The following is a 22985-nucleotide window of genomic DNA, read 5'->3' on the forward strand; positions in this document are numbered from 1 at the left end:
TGTTAAAAAAATTATGATGCTATTACAATATCAGCAGACTAATAAAATGCTCGTAAGATACAGCGAAAAGCCGGTGGGATTATTCTAACGCGGGGGGGGCCGCCGTCCTTTGCGACGGCGGCCGGCTCGAACAACGGGGACATCATGAGCGAACAGGAAGTGCAGCGCGTGACCGCGACGCCCGCCGCGATCGACTTGATCGAAAAGCTGAAGGCCGAGCACGGCGAGGTGCTGTTCCATCAATCCGGCGGATGCTGCGACGGCAGCGCCCCGATGTGCTTTCCGGTCAGCGAATTCATGGTGGGCGGCTCGGACGTCAAGCTCGGCGCGATCGGCGGCGTGCCGTTCTACATGACCGAATCTCAGTACGAGTACTGGCAGCACACGCAGCTCATCATCGATGCCGTGCCGGGCAACGGCGGCATGTTTTCGCTGGAGCGTCCGTCAGGTTTGCGCTTTCTCACGCGCTCGCGCTTATATAGCGATGAACAGAACGCGTGGCTCGAAAAACATCCGGTCGAGCACGTGAGCTAAGCGATTCAGTCCCATCGCGGCGGACGCTTCTCGATGAACGCCTGCGTTCCTTCGAGCGTGGCGTCCTGCATCATGTTGCAGGCCATCGTTTCCGATGCGAGTGCGTATGCAGCTTCGATGCCGGTTTCGAGTTGCCGATAGAACAAACCCTTGCCCGCCGCTACTGCTTCGCGCGGCTTGGCGGCGATGGTCGCGGCAAGCGTGCGAACGGCATCGTCGAGTTCGACTGGCGACGCGACGCGATTCACGAGGCCGCGTTCGCGCGCGGTGGCTGCATCGATGAACTCGCCGGTAAAAAGCATCTCGAACGCGGCCTTGCGCGATACGTTGCGCGACAGCGGCACGCCCGGCGTCGCGCAGAAAAGCCCGAGATTCACGCCCGACACGGCGAAACGCGCGTCGCTCGATGCCACCGCGAGATCGCACATTGCGACCAGTTGGCAGCCCGCCGCGGTGGCAATGCCATGCACGCGCGCGATCACCGGTTGCGGCATGCGCTGGATCGTCAGCATCATGCGCGAGCAGCGCGCGAAAAGCTCGCGATAGTAGTCGAGCGCGGGTTCAGCGCGCATCTCTTTCAGATCGTGGCCTGCGCAGAACGCGCGTCCCGCGCCCGCGAGCACGACGACACGCGCATCCGATCCGGCGATCTCCTTCAGCCCTTGTTCGAGCGCTTCGAGCATGGCTTCCGATAATGCGTTGAACGCATCGGGCCGATTCAGTGTGAGTTTGACGACGCCGTTGGTGTCATACGCATCGCGTTCGATCAGAACGAGTTCGCTCATGCTCATGCTCTCCTTCAAACGTCGATCGCGGCGACCGAGCCCGCGCGCTTGCGCAGTTCGAACTTCTGAATCTTGCCGGTGGACGTTTTCGGCAACTCGCAGAACTCGATCGCGCGTGGCACCTTGAAGCCCGCGAGATGCTTTTTGCAATGCGCGATCAAATCCTCCGCACTGACTTGCGCACCGGACTTCAGCTCGACGAACGCGCATGGCGTTTCGCCCCAGCGCGTATCGGGTTTCGCGACGACCGCCACGGCAAGCACGGCAGGATGCCGGTACAGCACATCCTCCACTTCGATGCTCGATATGTTCTCGCCGCCCGAGATGATGATGTCCTTGCTGCGATCCTTGATGCGCACGTAGCCATCGGGATAGGCCACCGCGAGATCGCCTGTATGGAACCAGCCGCCGCGAAACGCTTCTTCGGTCGCAGCAGGGTTCTTCAGATAGCCCTTCATCGCGATGTTGCCGCGAAACATGATCTCGCCGATCGTCTCGCCGTCCGAAGGCACGAGTTCCATCGAAAGCGGATCGCGCACGGTCACGGCATCCTGCAGGTGATAGCGCACGCCTTGCCGCGCATTGAGCCGCGCGCGTTCGCCGATATCGAGCGCGCTCCATTCGGCCTGCTGCGGACAGACCGTGGCCGGTCCATAGACCTCGGTGAGGCCGTAGACGTGAGTCAGCTCGAAGCCCATGCGCTCCATGCCTTCGATCATCGCGGCGGGCGGCGCGGCGCCCGCGACCATCGCGTGAACCTTCTGCTCGATGCCGGCTTTCATCTCGTCGGGTGCGTTGACGAGCAGGTTCTGCACGATCGGCGCACCGCAGTAATGTGTGACGCCTTCGTTGCGAATGAGATCGAAGATGGCCTTCGCATCGACGCGGCGCAGGCACACGTTCACGCCCGCGCGGGCGGCCACGGTCCACGGGAAGCACCAGCCGTTGCAATGGAACATCGGCAGTGTCCACAAGTACACGGCATGCTTCGGCATGTCCCATTCGAGGATATTGCTGACCGCATTCGTGTACGCGCCGCGATGGTGATAGACGACGCCCTTCGGATTGCCCGTCGTCCCCGACGTGTAGTTCAGACAGATGGCGTTCCATTCGTCCGATGGCGGCGACCATTCGTATGCCGGATCGCCGCTCGCGAGCAACGCTTCATACTCGATTTCGCCGATGCGCTCCCCCTCGCCCGTGTACTGCGAATCGTCGACATCGATGACGAGCACGTCTTGCGGCACGTCTTTCAAGGCTTGGAGCATGACGTCGGCGAACTCGCGATCGACGATCACGGCTTTCGCTTCGCCATGCGCGAGCATGAAGGCGAGCGTGGCGGCGTCGAGCCGCGTGTTGAGCGTGTTGAGCACGGCGCCCGTCATCGGCACGCCGAAGTGCGCTTCGACCATTTCGGGCGTGTTCGGCAGCATCGCGGCGACGGTATCGCCGGGACCGATGCCACGCGCCGCGAGCGCCGACGCGAGCCGCCGCGTACGCGCGTAGGTATCGGCCCAGTTGCGCCGCACCTCGCCGTGCACGATCGCGGGGCGCGTCGGATACACGGATGCCGCGCGCTCGATGAACATGAGCGGCGTCAGCGCCGCGAAATTGGCGGCCGTCTTGGGAAGGCCATCGTCGTACATGCCGGCTGTCATCGTCGTCTCCTGTGCGCGCTTTTCGATGCGCTTTCTTCGATTATGCCCGCGAGCCTTACACACGACTGACGCTGGCGCTGCGATCCGGTTCCGTCAGACGAGATCGTCGAGCTTCACCTCGAAGCCGCGTTTGACGCCCGGGCGCGCAAACAGCGCTTCATACCAGCGCTTGACGCTGGGGTAATCGTCGAGCGAGACCTGATGACGTTCATGCCGCCACGCCCAGCCGAGAATCGCGAAATCGGCAACTGATAATACGCCCGCCACGTATTCCACCTGCGCGAGACGCTTGTCGAGCACGCCATACAGACGGCGCGTTTCATCGGAATAGCGCTTCAGCGCATAGCGCCGATCGCATTCCGCCTCGACCATGCGGAAGTGATGCACCTGTCCCGGCATCGGGCCGAAGCCGCCCATCTGCCACATCAGCCATTCGAGCACGGGCACGCGCTCGCGCAGGCTCGCGGGCAGGAACTTGCCGGTCTTCTCACCGAGATAGAGCAGGATCGCGCCGGATTCGAAGATGCTGATCGGCTGGCCGTCGGGGCCGTCCGGATCGACAATCGCCGGAATGCGGTTGTTCGGGCTGATGCGCAGAAAGTCGGGTGCATGCTGCTCGCCCTTCGTGATGTTCACTGTCTTCACGGTGTAGGGCAGTTGCATTTCCTCCAGCGCGACGCTGATCTTGCGTCCGTTGGGCGTGTTCCACGTATGCAGTTCGATTGTCATGGCGATGCGTCCCGGTTCAGGTCAATTCAGGCGACACATAACGCTGAAAACCCGCGCGTTGGGTAATGCCTATATACCAGCGTTCGAGCTCGGGGAGCGCGGGCCGCACGAGCTCGGCGATGCCGAACCAGCGGCGCGCATAGGCGGCAATGACGAGATCGGCGAGGGTGAACGTGTTGCCTTCGAGATAGTCGCGGCCTTTCAGATGCGCATCGACGAGGCGCCAGAGCTTTTCAACTTCGTTCGCAGCGGCGGCGAGTTGCCCGACGTCGCGATCCGCCGCGCTCGTGCGGATATAGCCCCAGAAAAGAGGGCGTTCGGCCGGTTGCAGCGTGGAGAGTGCCCAGTCGAGCCAGCGGTCAGCGCTTGCCCGGACCTTCGGCTCGGCGGGGTAGAGCGTGCTGGCCGCGCCGTACTGCATCGCGAGATAACGGATGATCGAATTCGATTCCCACAGCACGAAATCGCCATCGACCAGCGTGGGCACGCGGCCCATCGGGTTCATCTCGAGATAGCCGGGTTCGTTGTTGCGCCCGAATTGCAGGCCGGCGTCGATTCGCTCGTACGCAAGGCCCACTTCATCGCAGCACCACAGCACTTTCTGCACATTGACCGAGTTGGCTCTGCCCCAGATCGTCAGCATTCGATGTCATCCTCCGTTGGTGTCGCGTTGCGCGTCGAAGGATCAATCTTAGAGTGAGTCGGGGACTTTCGCTAAAAAATGCTTATGCGTTGGACGCAATGGCATCCGGCGAATACCTATCGACCTTCTATTAGCCGTGTTTCGCGCGTGCCGCCTGAGTCGATGTGCGCCCCGAATCCGCTCTGTCCCGCGGCGAGTTCGTCGCGCAGCGTGAGGCGGGGAATCGCGTAATCGCCGTGATTCTGCTTGCGAAACGCGATGGGCGTGTCGTCAAAGAGCCGGTCGAGACGCTGGCCCAACTTATGGAAAGTTGCATCCAGACGCGCGCCGTCCATCGTACTCGTGTGATAGACGACAAAAGGCGGCAGCACGTCGAATCCGGGATAAAACAGCACGCCATGCTGGATCGGAAACAGGATATCCTCGATCGGACCGTTGATGCCGCGCGGACCGTAATGCGACTCCCAGCCGCCAGTCGTGACGACGATCATCGCGCGCTTGCCCGCCATCATGCCTTCGCCGTAGCGATCGCCCCAGTGCGTGTCCGAGTGCTCGCCCACCCCATAGCCGAAGCCATACGCATACACGCGCTCGACCCAGCCCTTCATGATCGCGGGCATCGAGAACCACCACATCGGGAATTGCAGGATCAGGGCATCGGCCCAGCGCAGCTTGTCCTGCTCGATCTCGATATCGCGGCTTTGCAAACCGTTCTCGAACGCATGCTTCGAATCGAGGCTCGCATGGAACGGCGCGTCGCGGTTGCGTTCGCGGATGTCGTTGGCGTCGAGCGCGGCTTTCCAGTTCATCGCGTACAGGTCGGAAACTTGCACGTCGTGGCCATTGGCCCGCAGGCCTTCGACGGTGAAATCATTGATGGCGCCGTTCAGCGAGCGGCGTTCCGGATGGGCATACACGATCAGCACATTCATAAGGCATTCTCCAGTTCGATACAGACATGGAGGCCAGCTTAAAGACCGAGCGGGTATATTGGAAATGAATATCCGACATTGCAGGCATTGCCATGAATAATATCTTGAGAAGACTCGATCTCAATCTGCTCGTCACGCTCGATGTCCTGCTCGCCGAGCAGAACGTCACGCGTGCAGCCGAGCGACTTCATTTTTCGCAGCCGTCCGTGAGCGTGCATCTCGCCAAGCTGCGCGATATCTTCGACGATCCCTTGTTGTTGCCCGGACCACGGGGCATGCGGCCGACGGCGCGCGCCGAAAGCCTGCGCGAGCCGTTGCGCGAAGCGCTGGCGTCGCTCGAACGCGCGGTGTCGCCGCAAGCCGCATTCGACCCCGCGTCCGCCGACAAAACATGGCGCATCGCCGCCACCGACTACACTGAATCGACCGTGCTTCTGCCTGCGTTGAGCGGCTTGCGCGCGGCCGCGCCGCGTACGCGCATCGCGGTGCTCGAAATCATGCCGCCGCGGCTCGCGAAGCAGGCGGAGAACGGCGAGATCGACCTTGCGTTTCACATTGCATCGCCTGAGACCGCCGGCTTTCACCAGCAGGCGCTCTTCACGGAAAGCTATGTGCTCGTGGGGCGCAAGGATCATCCGCGATTGAAACGGCGGCCGACGCTCGCGCAGTTCTGCGCGCTCGACCACGTGATCGTGTCGCCCGATGGCGGCGGGTTCTCCGGTCCCACGGATGCCGCGCTCGCGACGCTCGGCATGAAGCGGCATGTGGCGCTGTCCGTGCCGCACTTCCTGTTCGTACGTTCCGTGCTTGCGACGACCGATCTCGTTTCGATGCAACCGCTCAGGCTCGCGAAGCACTGGCCCGAGTTGCGCATCGTCGCGCCGCCCGTCGATATTCCCGGCTACGAGATGTCGATGTACTGGCACGAACGCGTGCATCGCGATCCGGCGCATCGGTGGCTGCGCGAGTTCATCGCGCAAGCTGTCTGAAAGCATCGCGGATCATTGATGACGTTTTCGCATGACCGTCTCTATCGGTATTACTGATTCAGCGCATGTAACGCGAGTGCTCCTCGAAGCGGTGCCGTCCGAGCCCATGCAGGCGAAAGTGTGAAGCGCGTCTTGCGAAGCTAAACACTTGCGCCTGTTGCATAAAACACCACACGTATTGCACGAAGCCACGCATCGCGACAATTGATGTGTTAAAAATCCGCGTGCTTTCATGCGTCACGCGACGCTGCTTTCGTTCAGACAGTGAACTGAAAGGCGACGCATGGAAGTCGATCAAAAATCGCTAATAAATAGACGCTCACAACACATCATGAAGACAATCACATCGCGTGCCATCGCAGGTATGGGGGCATCGGTCATCGCGCTCGCCTGTCAATCCGCATTCGCGCAAAGCTCGGTCACGCTCTATGGGGTCGCCGACGTCAGCGTGCGTTATCTCACGAACGCCAACGCCAACAACGACGGCAAGGTGTTCATGACGAACGGCGCCATCACCAACAGCCGTTTCGGTCTGAAGGGCGAGGAAGATCTCGGGGGCGGCCTGAAGGCGATCTTCCGGCTGGAAAGCGGTGTGGAACTGGAGAACGGCCAGTACGCCGACAGCGCGCGCGCATTCAACCGCGCGGCCTATGTCGGTCTTTCGAGCGGCTATGGCACGCTGACGCTCGGCCGTCAGAAGACGCCGCTCTTCGATATGCTCGGCGACACTTACGATCCGCTCACCGTCGGCAATTACTTCGAGAACGCATGGCTGCCGGTTGCACTCGGCGCGGGACTCTATGCGGATAACGCGGTGAAGTACAACGGCACGTTCGCGGGCCTGACGCTCGGCGCGATGTACTCGTTCGGCACGAACTACACATCGACCGGCGCCGGCGGCTTCTCGGGTCAGGTGCCGGGCCATATGGGCGCGGGCAACATGTACGGCTTCACGGCGTCGTATGCGATGGGTCCGCTGTCCATCGGCGGCGGCTATCAGCAGAACAGCGACAACTCATCGAACAAGCAGAAGATCTGGAACGCGAACGCGGTCTATACGGTCGGCGCGGCGAAGCTCTATGTCGGCTATCTGCATTCGACCGACGACACCGGCTTTGTCGACAGCATCCTGCAGCAGCGCGGCCTCGCGTCGGGCACGGATATTCTGAAGGGCTCGGGCCGCCGCGACGACGGTCCGTTCGCGGGCATCACGTATCAGGTCACGCCGGCGCTGTTGCTCACGGGCGCGTTCTACTACGACCACATGAAGAACGCGGCCATCGGCGGCGGCGCGACGGGCAGCGGCAATCGCTACACAGGTGTGGCGCTGGCGGAGTATGCGCTGTCGAAGCGCACCGAAGTGTATGGCACCATCGACTTCAACAAGGTGACGGGCGCGGCCGATGTCGAATTGCCGGGCCGCTCGAATCAGACCGGCGTGTCGATCGGCTTGCGCAACCTCTTCTGATTGCCGGTCAGCGCACGCGCAACGTATAGCGCGTGCGCTGACGATACACCGCGCCGGGACGCAGGACGGCGCGCTCGCCGTCCATGTTGATCTCGTCGGGAAAGCCACCCGCTTCGAGACACAGCCCAGCATGCTTGCGATAGCGCGAACCATCGCGAGCGGGCACGCCTTCCAGATAATTCCCCGAGTAGAACTGCAAGCCGCGCGCATCCGTTGCGACGCTCAGCTCGCGTCCGCTCGACGGGTCGAACAGCACGGCGACCGTGCGCGGTTCGTTTGCGTTGCCGTCGAATACATAGCAATGGTCGAAGCCGCCCGCGAGCGCGAGTTGCGGATGAGATGCATCGAGACGCGTCCCGATCGATGCAGGCTCGCGCAAATCGAACACGCTGTTCGTTACCGCTTCGAGTGCAACGGGAATCGACTTCGCATCGATCGCGAGAAACGTATCCGATGCAATCGATATTTCATGATCGCGAATGCTCGCGTCATTGCCCAGATTGAAGTACGCATGGTTCGTGAGGCTGACGGGCGTCGGCGCATCGGTGCGCGCTTCGTAATCGATCGATAGCATGCCCGCGTCGTTCAGTGCATAACGCACGGTCACATCGAGATTGCCGGGAAAGCCCGCCGCGCCCGAAGGCGAATGCAGCGTCATGACGAGCGCGTCATCGGCCACGTCCACGCGCCACATCTGCCGATGAAAACCCGCCGAGCCGCCATGCAGATGATTGGCGCTTTCATTGCGCTCGACCTGATACGCAAGGCCGTCGAGCAGGAAGCGCCCATCGCGGATGCGGTTGGCCCAGCGCCCGATGATCGCGCCCATGAACGCGCTGCCGTTCAGATAGTCGGCGGGCGTGTCGTGACCGAGCAGCACATCGGCGAAATGTCCTTCACGGTCGGGCGCGAGCCATGAGACGAGCGTCGCGCCCAGATCGCTGATCTCGACGCGCATGCCGGATGCATTGCGTAACGTGTAGAGATGCGCGTCGTCCCAGGGACGAATATCGATGAGAGAAGAGGAGGTCATGCGCGCGATCATCTCACGGACGCGCCGCGACTTCATCGAGATGCAGCAGCAGATCCGCAGGATCTTCGTACACGCGCAAGGCGCCCGAGCGCTCCAGTTCGTCGCTGCCATAACCGCCCGAGAGCAGGCCGACGCCGAGCGAGCGGCATCGGCGCGCGGCCAGCATGTCCCAGATGCTGTCGCCGACGACGACCGTATGCTCGATCGGCACGTTCAGGCGCGCGGCAGCGGCAAGGAAGAGGTCGGGATCGGGCTTCGCGTACTTCACCATGTCACGGGTGATGACCACTTGCTTCGAAGGATCGACGCCCAATGCTTCGAGATTGACCTGTGCGGTCTCCATGCGTCCGCTCGTCGCGATGGCCCATTTCGTCCCTGCCTGCGTGAGCGCTTCGAGCAGTTCGCGCGCCCCCGGCAGCGGGCATACCTGCACGCGCAGCCGCTTGTAGGCTTCTGCATGCAATTGACGCAGCCGCTCGACGCGATCCGCGCTGATCTCGCCATGCGTCTCGCGCAACAACTGATTCCTGAAGAGCCCGCCGCTCATGCCGATCTTGCGATGAATGCGCCACACGGACAATTCGATGCCTTCCGCGTCGAGCGCTTCCTTCCACGCGAGCACGTGCTGATAGACGCTATCGACGAGCGTGCCGTCGAGGTCGAACAGGAATGACGTTTCGATGCGCATGATCTACTCCCTTTGATTGTGTCGTGGCGTCTTCATCATACGCACGATCGGGCGAGCGGGCTGCCGCAGGTGCGATAATGGATGTTTGCGCCGCGCCCGGGTTACCTCGCGGAAAACACGCATAGATCCCTGAATTTTGCATCAATCACGCATGACGGAGCCTATCTTGACCCGCATCGACAATCCCTCCCGCGATCAGGAGGCAGGCGTGGCCGACTCCACGCAAGACACGACCCGCATCGACGATACGCGCATCGGCGCCGTGCGTCCGCTGATCTCGCCGGCCTTGCTGCTCGACGAACTGCCTGTGACGCCCGGCGTGCAGACGCTCGTGGAGGAAAGCCGCGCGGCCATCGCGAACATATTGCATGGCCGCGATGACCGCCTCGTCGTGGTCGTCGGCCCGTGCTCCATCCACGATCACGATCAGGCGATGGAATACGCGCAGCGCCTGAAGCAGGTCGCGGACCGGCTGCGCGACGATCTCTTCATCGTGATGCGCGTGTACTTCGAAAAGCCGCGCACCACGGTAGGCTGGAAGGGCTATATCAACGATCCGCGTCTGGACGGCAGCTTCCGCATCAACGAAGGCCTGCGTCGCGCGCGCGAACTGCTGCTCGACATCAGCGGCCTGGGGCTTCCGACCGCAACCGAGTTTCTCGATCTGCTGAGCCCGCAATACATCGCCGATCTGATCGCGTGGGGCGCGATCGGCGCGCGCACGACCGAGAGCCAGAGCCATCGTCAGCTTGCATCGGGTCTCTCGTGCCCGATCGGCTTCAAGAACGGCACCGACGGCGGCGTGCAGGTCGCGGCGGACGCGATCGTCGCGGCACGCGCGAGCCACGCGTTCATGGGCATGACGAAGATGGGCATGGCCGCGATCTTCGAGACGCGCGGCAACGACGACTGCCATGTCATTCTGCGCGGCGGCAAGAAGGGGCCGAACTATGACGCGCAAAGCGTTGCGGCGGCGTGCGGCGCATTGACGAAGCTCGGCCAGCGCGAGCAGGTGATGATCGATTGTTCGCACGCCAACTCGAACAAGTCGCATCTGCGCCAGGTGGATGTCGCGCAGGACATCGCGCGGCAACTGGAAGCGGGCGAGCGGCGCATCACCGGCGTGATGATCGAGAGTCATCTGGAAGAGGGCCGTCAGGATCTCGAGCCGGGCGTGCCGCTCAAGCACGGCGTGTCGATCACCGACGCGTGCCTCGGCTGGACGCAGAGCGAGCCGGTGCTCGAACTGCTTGCGCAAGCCGTGAGAAAACGCCGCGCGGGCTGATTCGGCGCTGCGCGGAAGAAAGGGACATGAGCGAAGCACACAGGCTTCATTCAAGCAAGACGCTCATGTCCCTCAGGCGATGCGTCGCAGGGGCAATCGCTTACCTCGCCACGGCCGCATTCAACGCATTGATCAACGCCAGCGGGTCGAAAGGCTTGCGCACCTGAACGGACCTCGGCAAGGCGCGGCGCTCGTCGTCGCTGAGCGCGAGATCGTAGCCGGTCACGAATACGACGCCTAGCTGCGGCGCACCGCGACACGCGGCGATCGCCAGCTCCACGCCGGATTGCCCCGCAAGATCCACATCCGTCAGCAGCAATTCGAAGCGATGCTCGCGCAACAAAGCGAGCGCCTCGTCAACGCTGCCCGCATCGATCAGATCCAGTCCGAACGTGCGCAACATCTCAGCGGTGCTCGTGCGCACCAGTTCGTTGTCTTCGACGAACAGCACGCGCATGCGCGACAGCGCATCGTCCGGGGCGTTACGCGGCACACCCGTGTCGATGTCCGCCACCGCGGCCGCCGAGGTGTGCCCGGCTTGGCCGAGCACATGCCGCACCTTGCGCGCCAAAGCTTCATGCGTATAAGGCTTGCTCAACAGATCGATGCCCTCATCGAGCCGCCCCGCGTGAACGATCGCATTATCCGTATAGCCCGACGTGAACAGCACCGCGATGCCCGGCACGCGTTCGCGCGCCTTGCGCGCAAGCTCCGTGCTGCGCAACGGCCCCGGCATGACGACATCGGTGAAGAGCAGATCGATACGCACGCCGCTCTCGACGATCGCAAGCGCGCTCTGCGCATCCTTCGACCGCAACACGCGATACCCGAGATCCGCGAGCATCTCGACGACGGTCGCGCGCACTTCTTCATCGTCCTCGACCACGAGAATCGTTTCACTGCCGCCTTTGGCCGGACCGGCGTCGATATTGGCTTCAAGGTCTTCTTCCTCACGCGCGCGCGGCAGATAGATGCGCACCGTCGTGCCGTGTCCTTCCTCGCTGTACACCTTCACGTGCCCGCCGGATTGCTTGACGAAGCCGTACACCATCGACAGCCCGAGACCCGTGCCCTGACCCTCGCGCTTGGTCGTGAAGAACGGCTCGAACGCGCGTTCCTGCACTTCGGGCGACATCCCCGAGCCCGTGTCCGTCACGGCGACCATCACATACTGGCCGGGCGACACCTCGGCGTGGCGCATTGCGTAGGCTTCGTCGAGCGATGCATTGCCCGCTTCGATCGTGAGCTTTCCGTGACCGTTCATCGCATCGCGCGCGTTGATCGCGAGATTGAGCAGTGCGTTCTCGACCTGAAACGGATCGACGAGCGTATTCCACAAACCGCCCGACACGATGGTCTCGATTTCGATGCCATCGCCGAGTGCGCGCCGGAACATGTCGTCGAGGCCGCGCACGAAGCGGCCCAGATTCACGACCTTCGGCGCGAGCGGCTGCCGTCTGCCGAATGCGAGTAGCTGCGATGCGAGATTCGCGCCGCGCGCGACGCCCGCGAGCGCGTTCCTCACGCGCTGCTCCGGCTTGTCCTCGCCGGCGACGTCCTTCGCGAGCAATTGCAGATTGCCGCCGATCACTTGCAGCAGATTGTTGAAGTCGTGCGCGACGCCGCCCGTCAGCTTGCCGATCGCTTCCATTTTCTGCGCCATGCGCAGCGCTTCCTCGGCCTGACGCAGCGCCTCGGCGGTTTCGCGATCCGCCGTGACGTCGCGGCCCACGCCGTGAATGCGCCGCGTGCGCGGGTCGAGCGATACCGTCCACGCGATCCAGCGCCAGCCGCCATCCGAGCGGCTCAGCCGGCATTCGTAGCGCACCGGCACGCCGTTCGCACGCAGGCTGCCGAGTTCGGCGGTGGCCGCGTGAACGTCGTCCGGATGCACGAGGTCCATCACCGTGTGCGAATGCAGGCGATGCGAATCGAAGCCGAGCACCGTCGTCCATGAAGGACTCACGCGCAGCAGCGCGCCCTCGAAGCTCGCGACGAAGAACAGGTCCTCGCTCAGTTCCCACAGGCGGTCGCGGTCGGCGACGGCATCGGCCACACGGCGCTCCAGCGTCTCGTTCAGATCGCGCAGCGCCGCCTGCGCCTTCGTGCGTTCCGCGATCTCGTCCTGCGCCGCCTGATAGAGACGCGCATTGTCGATGGCGATCGCCGCCTGCGATGCGATGCCTGTGAGAATCCGCTCAGCGCGCTCCGTGAATACGCCCGGCTCAGGATGTCCGAAGAAGAGCCCGCCGAGCACTTCGCCCGTGCGCGAGATGACCGGCGCGGCGAGATAGCTGCACACGGCGAGATGGCCTTTGGGCATGCCGTGATGCGGCGCGTTGTGGCCGTAGCGTGGATCTTTCGTGATGTCGTCCGAGCGCACGATGCCTTCGCCCGCAAAGGTCGGACCGAACACGGCGGTGTTGCGCGGCATCGGGAACCGGTCGAACGTGTCCTTGGGCACGCCCGACAGCGCGTAAAGGGTATAGCGTGCGCCCTTGTCGTCGAGCACGTTGTAGAAGAACGAGCCGAAGGCGGCGCCCGTCAGCTCGGTCGCGGCATCGACGACGATCTGCACCGCGCGGCTCAGCTCGAGCTCCCCCGCGACCGCCGTGCCGACGCGGTTGAGGATCTCCAGCGTGCGCGATTCGTCACGCAGCTTCTGCTCGGTCGCGCGACGCAATCGCGCGAGGCGCAGATTGCTCGACACGCGCGCGACCAGTTCGCGCGCGGGGAAGGGCTTGGTCAGATAGTCGTCCGCGCCCGCTTCGAGGCCGCCAACGCGCGCCTCCTCGCCCGCGCGCGCCGACAGCAGCACGACCGGCGTGTCGCGCAGCGCCTCGTCCTCGCGCACCGCCTGCAGGAGCGCGAAGCCGTCGAGGCGCGGCATCATCACGTCGGAGACGATCACCTCGGGACGCACGGAACGCGCCATCGCGAGCGCGGCCTCGCCATCGGCGGCGACGCTCACGTCGTGGCCTGCCGCGCTCAGCATGCGGCGCATGTAGTCGCGCAGGTCGGCGTTGTCGTCGACTATGAGCACGCGGCCCGGCAGCGCGTCCGCGGGCGTCGGCTCGGCGGTTGCCGTCGCGCCGAGCGGCGTGTCTTCCTCGCTCTCGGCGACCGGCTGCTCATCCGCGTCAGGCATCCAGCGCATGGCGGCATCGACATACGACCGGGCGCGATTGCTCGCCTCGGCATGCGGCGCGCCGGGCGCGTCGAGCGCGGGCTCGAGCGGGGCGGGCAAGGTCACGGTGAAGCACGCGCCGTGGCCGGACGTGCTGTCCACGCGGATCGTGCCGCCATGCAGCTTGACGAGCTCCTGCACCATCGCGAGACCGATGCCGCTGCCTTCCATCGAACGGCCCGCCGCACCCGCGACGCGATGAAAGCGCTCGAACACGCGCGCGAGCTCCTGTTCCGGAATGCCGATGCCGGTATCGCGCACGCTCAGTTCGATGCCGTGCTCCGCGTTCGCGTGCAGCGAAATCCGGATGAAGCCGTCGAACGTGAACTTGAACGCGTTCGACAGCAGGTTCATCACGATCTTTTCCCACATGTCGCGGTCGATGTTCGCGATCACGGGCGTCGATCCGATGTCGATCTCGAGGCGCAGGCCGGCCGATTCGATCGCCGAGCGAAAGAGCGAGGCGAGCTCGGCGGTGAACACGGCGATGTCTGTCGGCTGGCGATGAATCTCGATGCGCCCGGCCTCGATGCGCGAGAAGTCGAGCAGTGCGTTGACGAGCTTCAGGAGCCGCAAGCCATTGCGATGCATGACCTCGACGACGCGCATGTCTTCCCGGCTCACGCGGTCGGGGCTCGTGAGCAGTTCTTCGAGCGGGCCGAGCATCAGCGTGAGCGGCGTCCTGAACTCGTGGCTGATATTGGAGAAGAACGTGGTCTTCGCGCGGTCGATTTCGGCGAGTGCTTCGGCGCGCCGGCGCTCTTCGTCGTAGGCGTGCGCGTAGCCGATCGCCGCGCCGATCTGGCTCGCGACCAGATTCATGAAGGCGCGATAGCCATCGTCGAACAGCCGATAGGGATTGAGCGCGGCGATCAGCACGCACGCGGGACCGGTTTCGCCCGAAGGCGCGATGGGCACGATCACGGCGCTCGCCGGCGCGACGCTCCATGCGCCGGTGGGCAGAGGCGCATCGATGATGCGATCCAGGTTCGTGACGATGCGTGCCTCGTTGTCGCGCAGCACGTCCTGGAAGGGCCACGGGTTCTGGCGCGCGGCATGCAGGACCGCGGGCGCGGCGCGATGCTCCGGCTCGATGCCGCACGCGCTGACGAGCGTCGCCGTATCGCCGCCCGGCTCGACGGCATAGAGCAGCGCGAAAGGCATGTCGCGCGACGCCGTCTGCAACGCGCTCATCGACCGTTCGCACGCTTCGCGCCAGGTGCGCGCGTCGGCCGCCGATGCCGCCAGCTCGCGCAGCACGTTCAACTGGCGCTCGCCGAGCACGCGTTGCGTGTCGTCGCTGTTCGCGCAGATGATGCCGCCCGCGCCGCCGCGATCGTCGGGAATCGGGCTGTAGGAGAACGTGTAATACGTTTCTTCCGGAAAGCCGTTGCGCTCCATGATGAGGAGCTTCTGTTCGACGTACGTGCCTTCGACGCCCGCGAGCGCGGTGTCGAGCAGCGGACCGATCTCGTTCCAGATTTCGCGCCACACGACCGAGGTCGGCCGGCCGAGTGCTTGCGGATGCTTGCCGCCGATGATCGACTTGTACGCGTCGTTGTAGAAGAAGAGCAGGTCGGGGCCCCAGCCGACCCAGATCGGCTGGCGGGAGGTGAGCATGATGCGGATGGCCGTCTTGAGACTTTGCGGCCAGTGCTCGGGCGCGCCGAGCGCCGTTTGCGTCCAGTCGAGCGCACGGATGAGCGCGCCCATTTCGCCGCCGCCCAGGAGGAAGCTCGGGTCGAGACCGTCCATCCTCGTATCCGCGATCAGATTGTCAGCTTTCATCGACGCTTGGTCTCCTCGCCCGGTCTCTCGATGCGGCGACGTCATGTGGCGGCAATGCCCGAATTAACGCTCGAATCGCCCGCGCGCCGCGTTTGCACGGCGCGCAGGCGATTTCGAATTCTCGCACGGAAAACGCTTCGCTTCGCGTCGGCCCTGCGCGTGTGAGGCCCGTCCGCAAACGCGCTCAGGGCGCGGCGACGAATCGAGGCCCGTTGCGCGCACCGTGTCCTGCGCCTGCGTCGACCCGAGAAAGCGCTGCAGCGCGTGCGCCTCGTCCGCATGCTCCACGCCGACCGATTGCACTTCCTCCGGAATCCGCCCGACGAATTGCGCGCCCGGCACCGATAGCAATTCGCCGGCCTGCTGAACGCCTATGTCGTCATCGCCGCTCGCGACGAGCGATGCGACCGGGATGGTCGGCACCATCTCCAGCAAGGCCGCACGCGCGCGCAAGGCAGGGCCGCGTGGGCCTTCGGAACGCTTTTTGCTGAACCGATGCAGCACAAGCACATTGCGTACTCACGCTGCCACGACGTTCGAGAACATGTCCAGACCGATGCCTAGAACCACACTCAACTCCGAAGCCGGAATCTACGAAGGCTTCGATATCTACGCGTCGTATGTGGTCAACGCGACGGGCATGCACATTGGCACACTCAAAGTAGTTCGCAAACGGGACAAGCGCGTGCTCTATCCCTTCGACGGCTGCGAGACCATCGGCCCGTTCGAATCCAGCGAGGATGCGCGGCGCGCCGCCGAAGAACTCGGCAGACGTATCGTCACGGCGGATATCGCAAATCCGGAGCGCTGATCGCATCGCTTGCTAATGTCCTATGACGCTTGTCGACGAAACGGCACGATGCGCGGATATCCACACAGTCGGCAGGCCCGACCGCCCGAATCGGAGCAACGCGGTAAATAGCCCCGCGTATGCGCGGTCGATCGGCAAGAATCGCCCGCGTTTCGGGGAAAACCCCAGCGTTTCGATCGTCCTAGGACATGCCAGCCGTGCCGCATGCGTCTGTATCTTGACCTCAAGGCGGTGCGTGGCGCGCAACTCAGGCGCAGCACCGGGTCACTGACGCATCCGGACAACGACTATGAGTTACCTGCAACCATCCACGAAGCCAGACGCGCAGGCGCGCGGACCCATCAGACGCGCCATGGCGGCCTCGGCCATCGGCAACGCGACCGAGTGGTTCGACTACGGCATCTACAGCTACGGCCTCACTTATATTTCGGCGGCGCTTTTTCCCGGCAGCACCGCGCAGGCCACCCTCTTCGCGCTCGCGACCTTTGCGATTTCCTTCCTTGTCCGGCCGCTCGGCGGACTCTTTTGGGGGCCGCTTGGCGACAGGCTCGGCCGCAAGCATGTGCTCGCGCTGACCATCATCATCATGTCGGTGGCCACGCTGCTCGTCGGCCTCTTGCCGTCGTATGGAAGCATCGGCTTATGGGCGCCGGCGGCGCTCGTCGCGCTGCGCATGATCCAGGGCTTCTCGACGGGCGGCGAGTACGGCGGCGCGGCGACGTTCATGGCGGAGTACGCGCCCGATGACAAGCGCGGCTTTTGCGGCAGTTTCCTCGAGTTCGGCACGCTAGCGGGGTTCTCGCTCGGCGCATTGCTGATGCTCGGATGCTCGGTTCTGCTCGGCAACGACGCGATGCACGCATGGGGCTGGCGCCTGCCGTTCCTCGTCGCGGCGCCGCTCGGTCTGATCGGCCTGTATCTGCGTTCGAAGATGGAAGATACGCCGGTGTTCCGCGAGTGCGCCGAAGCGTCCGAACGCGAACATCATGCGGGCGTGCCCTTGGGTGAGCTTTTCGCGCGCTACTGGAAGCCGCTGCTTCAATTGGGCGGGCTGGTCGTGGCGCTGAACGTGGTGAACTACGTGCTGCTCGCGTATATGCCGACCTTCATGAAGAAGGAACTCGGCATGAGCGATAACCTTTCGCTGCTGCTGCCCTTGATCGGCATGTTGTCGATGATGGTGCTGCTGCCGTTCGCGGGCGCACTGTCGGATCGCATCGGGCGAAAGAAGGTGTGGTGGCTTTCGCTCGCCGGTATCTTCGTCGCGGCCGTGCCGATGTTCACGTTGATGTCGCATGGCATCGCGGGCGCGCTGATCGGGCTGGGCGTGCTGGGGCTGCTTTATGTGCCGCAACTGGCGAGCATCTCGGCAATGTTTCCCGCGATGTTTCCGACGCAGGCGCGTTATGCGGGCATGGCGATCGCCTATAACATTTCGACGTCGATCTTCGGCGGCACTGCGCCGATGGTGACGGACTGGCTCATCGGGCGCACGGGCAGCACGCTGGTTCCGGCGTATTACATGATGGGTGCTTGCGCGGTCGGCGCCATTGCGTTGTTGTTCGTCACCGAGACCGTGGGATGCTCGCTGCGCGGGCGGGACATTCCGGGCGCGAAGGCAGTGTCAGGGACGCGTCGGGAGGATGCGGGGGTTGAGAGGCTGCCGGAGCATCGGCACGCTTGATGGATTTTTCTTGATTGGTTCGCGGCCCGGCGATTTTTTGCTCGGGCCGATTTTTTTTTGCCGTTACTTCGTGAGGCTCGATTCTCGTTCGTCAGCTATTTGATGCGCAGCAGGCAGGCTTGTCGACGCCGCCGGGGGCAACTGCATGCACCCCCATCCCTCAATGTGCCACCTTCACCGCCTTCTTCCCACCCAGAACGCGCGCCTGCAACACGATCACAAGCAACAAAAACAGCCCGCGAATCACCGACTGCCAGTAAGCGGAAAGCGAGATGTACCCCAGCCCGTTTTCGAAGTTCAAAAGATTGAACACAAGACCAAGCAGCGCGACGCCGGCGATCGTCATCGCGATGGAACCTTCGCCGCCTGTCAGGCGCGTGCCGCCGAGCACCACGGCCGAAATCGCGAACAACTCCCAGCCGACGCCCTCGTTCGGCTGGCCCGCGCCGAACTGCGCGGCGAGAATGGCGCCGGCGATGCCGGCGAGCAAGCCGGAAACTGCATAAACCAACACCAGCGTGCGATCGACATTCAGACCCATCAATCGCGAAGCTTCTTCGCTGCCGCCGATCGCGAGCGCATGCCGCCCGAACCGCGAGCTGCGCAACGCAATCCAACCGATCACGGCCGCCGCCGCACAGACGATTCCCGGAATCGGCAAACCCAGAAAATCGCCTTGCCCGAATGCGGCGAAGTTCATGTCCGACGATATCGCCACCGCATCGTTATGACCGAGCAAGAGCGCGAGCCCATGCGCGCCGAGGCTCGTCGCCAGCGTGACGATGAACGGCAGGATCCGCATGTGCGTGATGACGAGTCCGTTCAACACGCCTACCGCGAGCCCGGCGAGCGATCCCGCGATCACGCCCGCCCACGCCCCGTGCGGGCTCGCCAGCGCCGATACGACGCTCGCGAGCGCAGCCACAGCACCGACCGACAGATCGATGCCCCCCGTGATGATCACGAACGCCATGCCGATGGATATCAGCAGGAACATCGAGTTGTATCGCCAGAACGACGTCACGTTATACGCCGACAGGAAATGCTCATAGCGCATGACGCCAAGCACGAGCAACGCGACGAGCGCGATCAGAATGGGCAAGTTCTTTTTCATGGCAAAGTCAGCCTCGCTTGCGTTGCACATACACCGCGGCGATGATGATCGCGGCCTTGAGCACGAGCGCGGCGGCATCCGGAATGCCGTGCGCGAGTAGCGTGTAACGCAATAACTGAATGATGAGCGCGCCGATCAGCGTGCCCGTGATGTACGCCTTGCCGCCCGTCAGCGCAGTGCCGCCGACCGCCACCGCCGCGATCGCATCGAGTTCGACGCCCAGACCCACGACGTTCGCATCCGACGATGAATTCACCGATATCGAAATGAGCCCCGCGAGGCCCGCGAGCGCGGCGCATGCCGTGTACGCGATCATTTTCACGCGCGCGGTCGGAATGCCGGAGAGATACGCGGCATCCTCGTTGCCGCCCGTCACGAGCAGGTATTTGCCGAAGAGCGTCTTGCGCACGATCCATGTGAACGACGCGACGAGCGCGAGCATCAACAGGATCTGGAACGGCACGCCCGCGACCTTGCCGAGCGCGATCCACTGAAACGCCGGATTGTTGAACGCCTGCAGACTGCCATCGGTGACGACCTGCGCGATGCCGCGTCCCGCGATGAACAGCACGAGCGTTGCGACGATCGGCTGCACGTTCAGGCGCGTCACGAGAAAACCGTTGAAGACGCCGCACGCGGCAGCGGCGATGACCGGCAACGTGAACGCGAGCAGAACGCCGGGTGGCCCGTCGATATTCATGAAGAGCATCGGCGCGAGCGCACCGGCGATCGCCATCGAAGCACCAACCGACAAATCGATGCCGCCTGTTGCAACGACGAGCGTCATGCCGATGCCGACGATCACGATCGTCACCACTTGCGTGAGGTTCACGTTGAACGTCTGCAACGAAAGAAAGTGCTGCGTGAAGATCAGGTTGAAGACGATCATCGCGAGTAGCACGGCGACTTCGCGCTGAATCGCGACGCCGCGTTTTTTCTTCACGGGCGCCTGCGCGATCGGCGCGGCGCGTTGGGTGTCATCGATCATGTCTGGCTTCCTCCACCGCTTCGGCGAGTGTCGATTCCGCGCCCGCGCCGTAAGCGATCGCGTCCATGATGGAGGCCTCGTTCATCTGCGCACCGTCGAGTCGCGCGACCGTTTCGCCATCGCGTATCACGACCGCGCGATCGGCCACGGCGGTGAGTTCTTCCAGTTCCGATGCGGACAGCAGCACCGCAAGGCCCGCATCGCGCAGCTCACGCACGATCTTTGCGACATCGGCTTTCGCGCCGACATCGATGCCGCGGGTGGGTTCATCGAGCAGCAGCAGGCGAGGGTGCGTCGCGAGCCAGCGCGCGAGCAGTACCTTCTGCTGATTGCCGCCCGAGAGTTCACGTATCGGCTGGTCCGGCGAACGCAGCTTGATGCCGAGCGATTCGACAAAACCATCGACGATCTCGCGCTGCTTCGAGACGTCCACCACGCCGCGCTTCGTCAACGCAGGCAGGCACACGAGCGTGAGGTTGTCGCGCACGGAGAGCTCCGGCACGATGCCTTCGGCCTTGCGATCTTCCGTCAGATAAGCGATGCCGCGCGCGATCGCATCTTTCGGCGATTTGAACGCGGCGCTCTCGCCGCCGACAGCGAGCACGCCCCTCGCCGGACGATCCGCGCCGAAGAGAAGGCGCATCGTCTCCGTGCGTCCCGAGCCGAGCAATCCCGCGAGACCGACGGCTTCGCCCGCGTGCACATCGAGCGATACGTCCGTGACTTTCGCGCCCGCGGCGAGGCCTTGCGTGGAGAGCACGACGGGCCCGCGCTTCGCTAGATTCGCTTCTTTCACCGCGCTGTCCTCGTGCACCACGGCGGCGAGCGTGCGGCCGAGCATCGTCGTGACGAGCTTCAGCTTGTCCATCTCCTGCATCGAATTTTCGGCGACGGTCTGACCGTCTCGCATCACGGTGACCCGATCGCACAGTGCATAAAGTTCATCGAGCCGATGCGACACGAAGGTCACCGCGCGCCCGTCATCGCGCAAACGGCGCACGACGTTGAAGAGCAGTTCGACCTCGCGTTCGTCGAGCGAAGACGTCGATTCATCCATGATGACGAGCTTCGCATCCGACGACACCGCGCGTGCGAGTGCGACCATCTGCTGAATGGCGGTCGAATACTCGCGCACGGGCTTCTTCACATCGATGCGTAATCCGAATGATTCGAGCAATTCAGCCGCACGCCGCTGCACGGTCTTCCAGTCGATGAGACCGAAACGGCGCGGCTCGCGTCCGAGAAATATGTTCTCCGCGACCGAGCGGAACGGCACGAGATTGATCTCCTGATAGATCGTGCTGATGCCCGCTTCGCGCGCGTCCTTGGGCGTGCGGAAATCGACCTCGCGGCCATCGAAGCGGATCGTGCCCGCACTCTTGCGATATGCGCCCGTGAGAATCTTGATGAGCGTGGATTTGCCCGCGCCGTTCTGGCCGATGAGCGCGTGCACTTCGCCGGCCGCAACTGAGAGGCGCGCGTGTTTGAGCGCCGCGACGCCGCCGAACGCGATGTCGATGTCCTGCATGTCGAGAAGGGGAGTCTGAGCCATGCCGTGAGTCCGTCGAAATGAAAAAGCGAGCGCCTTCGATCAGGCGCCCGCAAGACACACACGCTTCGCTCAATACCCGTACTGCATGCTCGCGTCGACGTTGCTCTTGTCGTAGAAGCGATCCGAGACCTTTACCCACGGCGGAATCGTCTCGCCCTTCGCGTACTTCTGCGCGACATCGCATGCGAGCGGCCCGAAGAACGGGCTCGACTGCACGCTCGCGCCGAGTTCGCCCGCCTTGATCGCCTCGAGGCCGCCCTTGGTACCGTCGATCGTCACGAGGACGATGTCCTTGCCCGGCTGCTTGCCCGCCGCCTTGATCGCGGCGATCGCGCCGAGGGCCATTTCGTCGTTATGGGCGTAGACGGCGGTGACATCCGGATGCGCCTGCAGAAGCGTCTCCATCACCTGGCGGCCCTTGTCGCGCGCGAAATCGCCGCTTTGCGACGCGACGATCTTCATGCCCGGATTCTTCGCGATGACTTCGTCGAAGCCCTTCTTGCGATCGTTCGCCGCGGAGGCGCCCGTCGATCCTTCCAGTTCGATGATCGTCGCCTTGCCGTTCGTCGCCTTCACGAGCCAGTCGGCGGCGCGGTGCCCCTGATCGATGAAGTCCGAGCCGATGAACGTGATGTAATCCTTGCCCGCCTTCGCCATCGACTGGTCGATGTTGCGGTCCACGAGAATCACCGCAATGCCCGCCTTCTTCGCCTGCATCACGACGGGCACGAGCGGCTTCTCTTCACGAGGCGGGAACACCAGCAGATCGACATGCTGCGCGATCATGCTCTGGATGTCCGAGACCTGTTTGGCCGCCGAGCTGTTGGCATCGGTCATGACCATCTGCCAGCCGCATTTCGCGGCGATCTCCTTGAAGCTCTTGGTTTCCGCGAGTCGCCACGGGTTGTTGCTCTCCGTCTGGGCAAAGCCGACCTTCAACGGCTTCTTGTTCGGGATTTTCGGCAGTCCGTCATCGGCGGCGTGGGCGGCGGTGAAGCCGGCTGCGAGCGTCAGTGCGGTCAGTGCGGCGGCGAGCGGGCGCAGGCCCATGCGCGATTTCTTCTCTAGCGACAGCATGTCTTCCTCCATAGGATGGTTTGCCTTTTTGGTCGTGCCG

19 protein-coding genes are annotated in these 22985 nt (G+C 63.6%); 6 read left to right on the forward strand and 13 right to left on the reverse strand.

Going from position 1 to position 22985, the window contains the following annotated elements; all coding sequences use genetic code 11:
* The first annotated feature begins 144 nt into the window (after nucleotides 1-144).
* On the forward strand, nucleotides 145-534 hold the full coding sequence (locus tag NCR38_RS26365; RefSeq protein ID WP_061116323.1) for a DUF779 domain-containing protein: 390 nt from the start codon (nucleotides 145-147) through the stop codon (nucleotides 532-534).
* 5 nt (nucleotides 535-539) lie between these two features.
* Here the strand turns inward: NCR38_RS26365 and NCR38_RS26370 are convergent, their stop codons facing one another.
* The 5 genes from NCR38_RS26370 to NCR38_RS26390 form a co-directional block, all read right to left on the reverse strand.
* The gene (locus NCR38_RS26370; RefSeq protein ID WP_061116521.1) at nucleotides 540-1319 is read right to left on the reverse strand and encodes an enoyl-CoA hydratase; all 780 of its coding nucleotides are present in this window, start codon (nucleotides 1317-1319) and stop codon (nucleotides 540-542) included.
* Between the two features lie 14 nt (nucleotides 1320-1333).
* Nucleotides 1334-2977, reverse strand: coding sequence for an acyl-CoA synthetase (locus NCR38_RS26375; RefSeq protein WP_250477806.1), 1644 nt, complete (start codon nucleotides 2975-2977; stop codon nucleotides 1334-1336).
* 93 nt (nucleotides 2978-3070) lie between these two features.
* Nucleotides 3071-3706 carry a glutathione S-transferase family protein gene (locus NCR38_RS26380; RefSeq protein WP_061116325.1) on the reverse strand — a complete coding sequence of 212 codons (636 nt, stop codon included), beginning with the start codon at nucleotides 3704-3706 and terminating at the stop codon, nucleotides 3071-3073.
* Between the two features lie 16 nt (nucleotides 3707-3722).
* The gene (locus tag NCR38_RS26385; protein ID WP_061116326.1) at nucleotides 3723-4349 is read right to left on the reverse strand and encodes a glutathione S-transferase family protein; all 627 of its coding nucleotides are present in this window, start codon (nucleotides 4347-4349) and stop codon (nucleotides 3723-3725) included.
* A gap of 116 nt (nucleotides 4350-4465) precedes the next feature.
* A complete protein-coding gene (locus NCR38_RS26390) occupies nucleotides 4466-5281 on the reverse strand; it encodes an NAD(P)H-dependent oxidoreductase (protein ID WP_061116327.1) in 816 nt (271 codons plus the stop codon).
* Between the two features lie 92 nt (nucleotides 5282-5373).
* On the opposite strand from NCR38_RS26390, the gene NCR38_RS26395 reads away from it, so the two are divergent.
* On the forward strand, nucleotides 5374-6270 hold the full coding sequence (locus tag NCR38_RS26395; RefSeq protein WP_061116328.1) for a LysR family transcriptional regulator: 897 nt from the start codon (nucleotides 5374-5376) through the stop codon (nucleotides 6268-6270).
* Nucleotides 6271-6601: 331 nt separating this feature from the next.
* Nucleotides 6602-7738, forward strand: coding sequence for a porin (locus tag NCR38_RS26400; protein WP_061116329.1), 1137 nt, complete (start codon nucleotides 6602-6604; stop codon nucleotides 7736-7738).
* A gap of 7 nt (nucleotides 7739-7745) precedes the next feature.
* Here the strand turns inward: NCR38_RS26400 and NCR38_RS26405 are convergent, their stop codons facing one another.
* Nucleotides 7746-8771: an aldose epimerase family protein gene (locus NCR38_RS26405; RefSeq protein ID WP_250477807.1), complete on the reverse strand. Its 1026-nt coding sequence runs from the start codon at nucleotides 8769-8771 to the stop codon at nucleotides 7746-7748.
* Between the two features lie 13 nt (nucleotides 8772-8784).
* Nucleotides 8785-9459, reverse strand: coding sequence for an HAD family hydrolase (locus NCR38_RS26410; protein ID WP_250477808.1), 675 nt, complete (start codon nucleotides 9457-9459; stop codon nucleotides 8785-8787).
* 166 nt (nucleotides 9460-9625) lie between these two features.
* Here NCR38_RS26410 and NCR38_RS26415 point away from each other — a divergent pair, with 166 nt between their 5' ends.
* Entirely contained in the window at nucleotides 9626-10744 is a 1119-nt protein-coding gene (locus tag NCR38_RS26415) for a 3-deoxy-7-phosphoheptulonate synthase (protein ID WP_061116522.1), read from the forward strand.
* A gap of 100 nt (nucleotides 10745-10844) precedes the next feature.
* Here the strand turns inward: NCR38_RS26415 and NCR38_RS26420 are convergent, their stop codons facing one another.
* Together NCR38_RS26420 and NCR38_RS26425 are read right to left on the reverse strand one after the other, a co-directional pair.
* The gene (locus tag NCR38_RS26420) at nucleotides 10845-15719 is read right to left on the reverse strand and encodes a response regulator (RefSeq protein WP_061116332.1); all 4875 of its coding nucleotides are present in this window, start codon (nucleotides 15717-15719) and stop codon (nucleotides 10845-10847) included.
* A 63-nt stretch (nucleotides 15720-15782) separates the two neighbouring features.
* Complete coding sequence (locus NCR38_RS26425; protein ID WP_143756270.1) at nucleotides 15783-16172, reverse strand: hypothetical protein; 390 nt, start codon at nucleotides 16170-16172, stop codon at nucleotides 15783-15785.
* 103 nt (nucleotides 16173-16275) lie between these two features.
* On the opposite strand from NCR38_RS26425, the gene NCR38_RS26430 reads away from it, so the two are divergent.
* Nucleotides 16276-16530, forward strand: a complete 255-nt coding sequence (locus tag NCR38_RS26430) for a DUF6723 family protein (protein WP_061116334.1) — start codon at nucleotides 16276-16278, stop codon at nucleotides 16528-16530.
* A gap of 289 nt (nucleotides 16531-16819) precedes the next feature.
* Nucleotides 16820-18214, forward strand: coding sequence for an MFS transporter (locus NCR38_RS26435; RefSeq protein ID WP_061116335.1), 1395 nt, complete (start codon nucleotides 16820-16822; stop codon nucleotides 18212-18214).
* Between the two features lie 160 nt (nucleotides 18215-18374).
* Here the strand turns inward: NCR38_RS26435 and NCR38_RS26440 are convergent, their stop codons facing one another.
* From NCR38_RS26440 to NCR38_RS26455, 4 genes are all read right to left on the reverse strand, one after another.
* Complete coding sequence (locus NCR38_RS26440; RefSeq protein WP_061116523.1) at nucleotides 18375-19328, reverse strand: ABC transporter permease; 954 nt, start codon at nucleotides 19326-19328, stop codon at nucleotides 18375-18377.
* 7 nt (nucleotides 19329-19335) lie between these two features.
* Nucleotides 19336-20316 carry an ABC transporter permease gene (locus NCR38_RS26445; protein ID WP_061116336.1) on the reverse strand — a complete coding sequence of 327 codons (981 nt, stop codon included), beginning with the start codon at nucleotides 20314-20316 and terminating at the stop codon, nucleotides 19336-19338.
* Nucleotides 20306-21868, reverse strand: coding sequence for a sugar ABC transporter ATP-binding protein (locus tag NCR38_RS26450; protein WP_250477809.1), 1563 nt, complete (start codon nucleotides 21866-21868; stop codon nucleotides 20306-20308). The genes NCR38_RS26445 and NCR38_RS26450 overlap by 11 nt, the downstream gene beginning before the upstream one ends.
* Before the next feature lie 69 nt (nucleotides 21869-21937).
* Nucleotides 21938-22945 (reverse strand): ABC transporter substrate-binding protein, encoded by a 1008-nt coding sequence (locus tag NCR38_RS26455; protein ID WP_250477810.1) that lies wholly within the window; start codon nucleotides 22943-22945, stop codon nucleotides 21938-21940.
* Nucleotides 22946-22985: the final 40 nt, after the last annotated feature.

Origin of the sequence: Caballeronia sp. INML1 (genome assembly GCF_023631085.1) — a bacterium.
Lineage (GTDB): Bacteria > Pseudomonadota > Gammaproteobacteria > Burkholderiales > Burkholderiaceae > Caballeronia > Caballeronia turbans.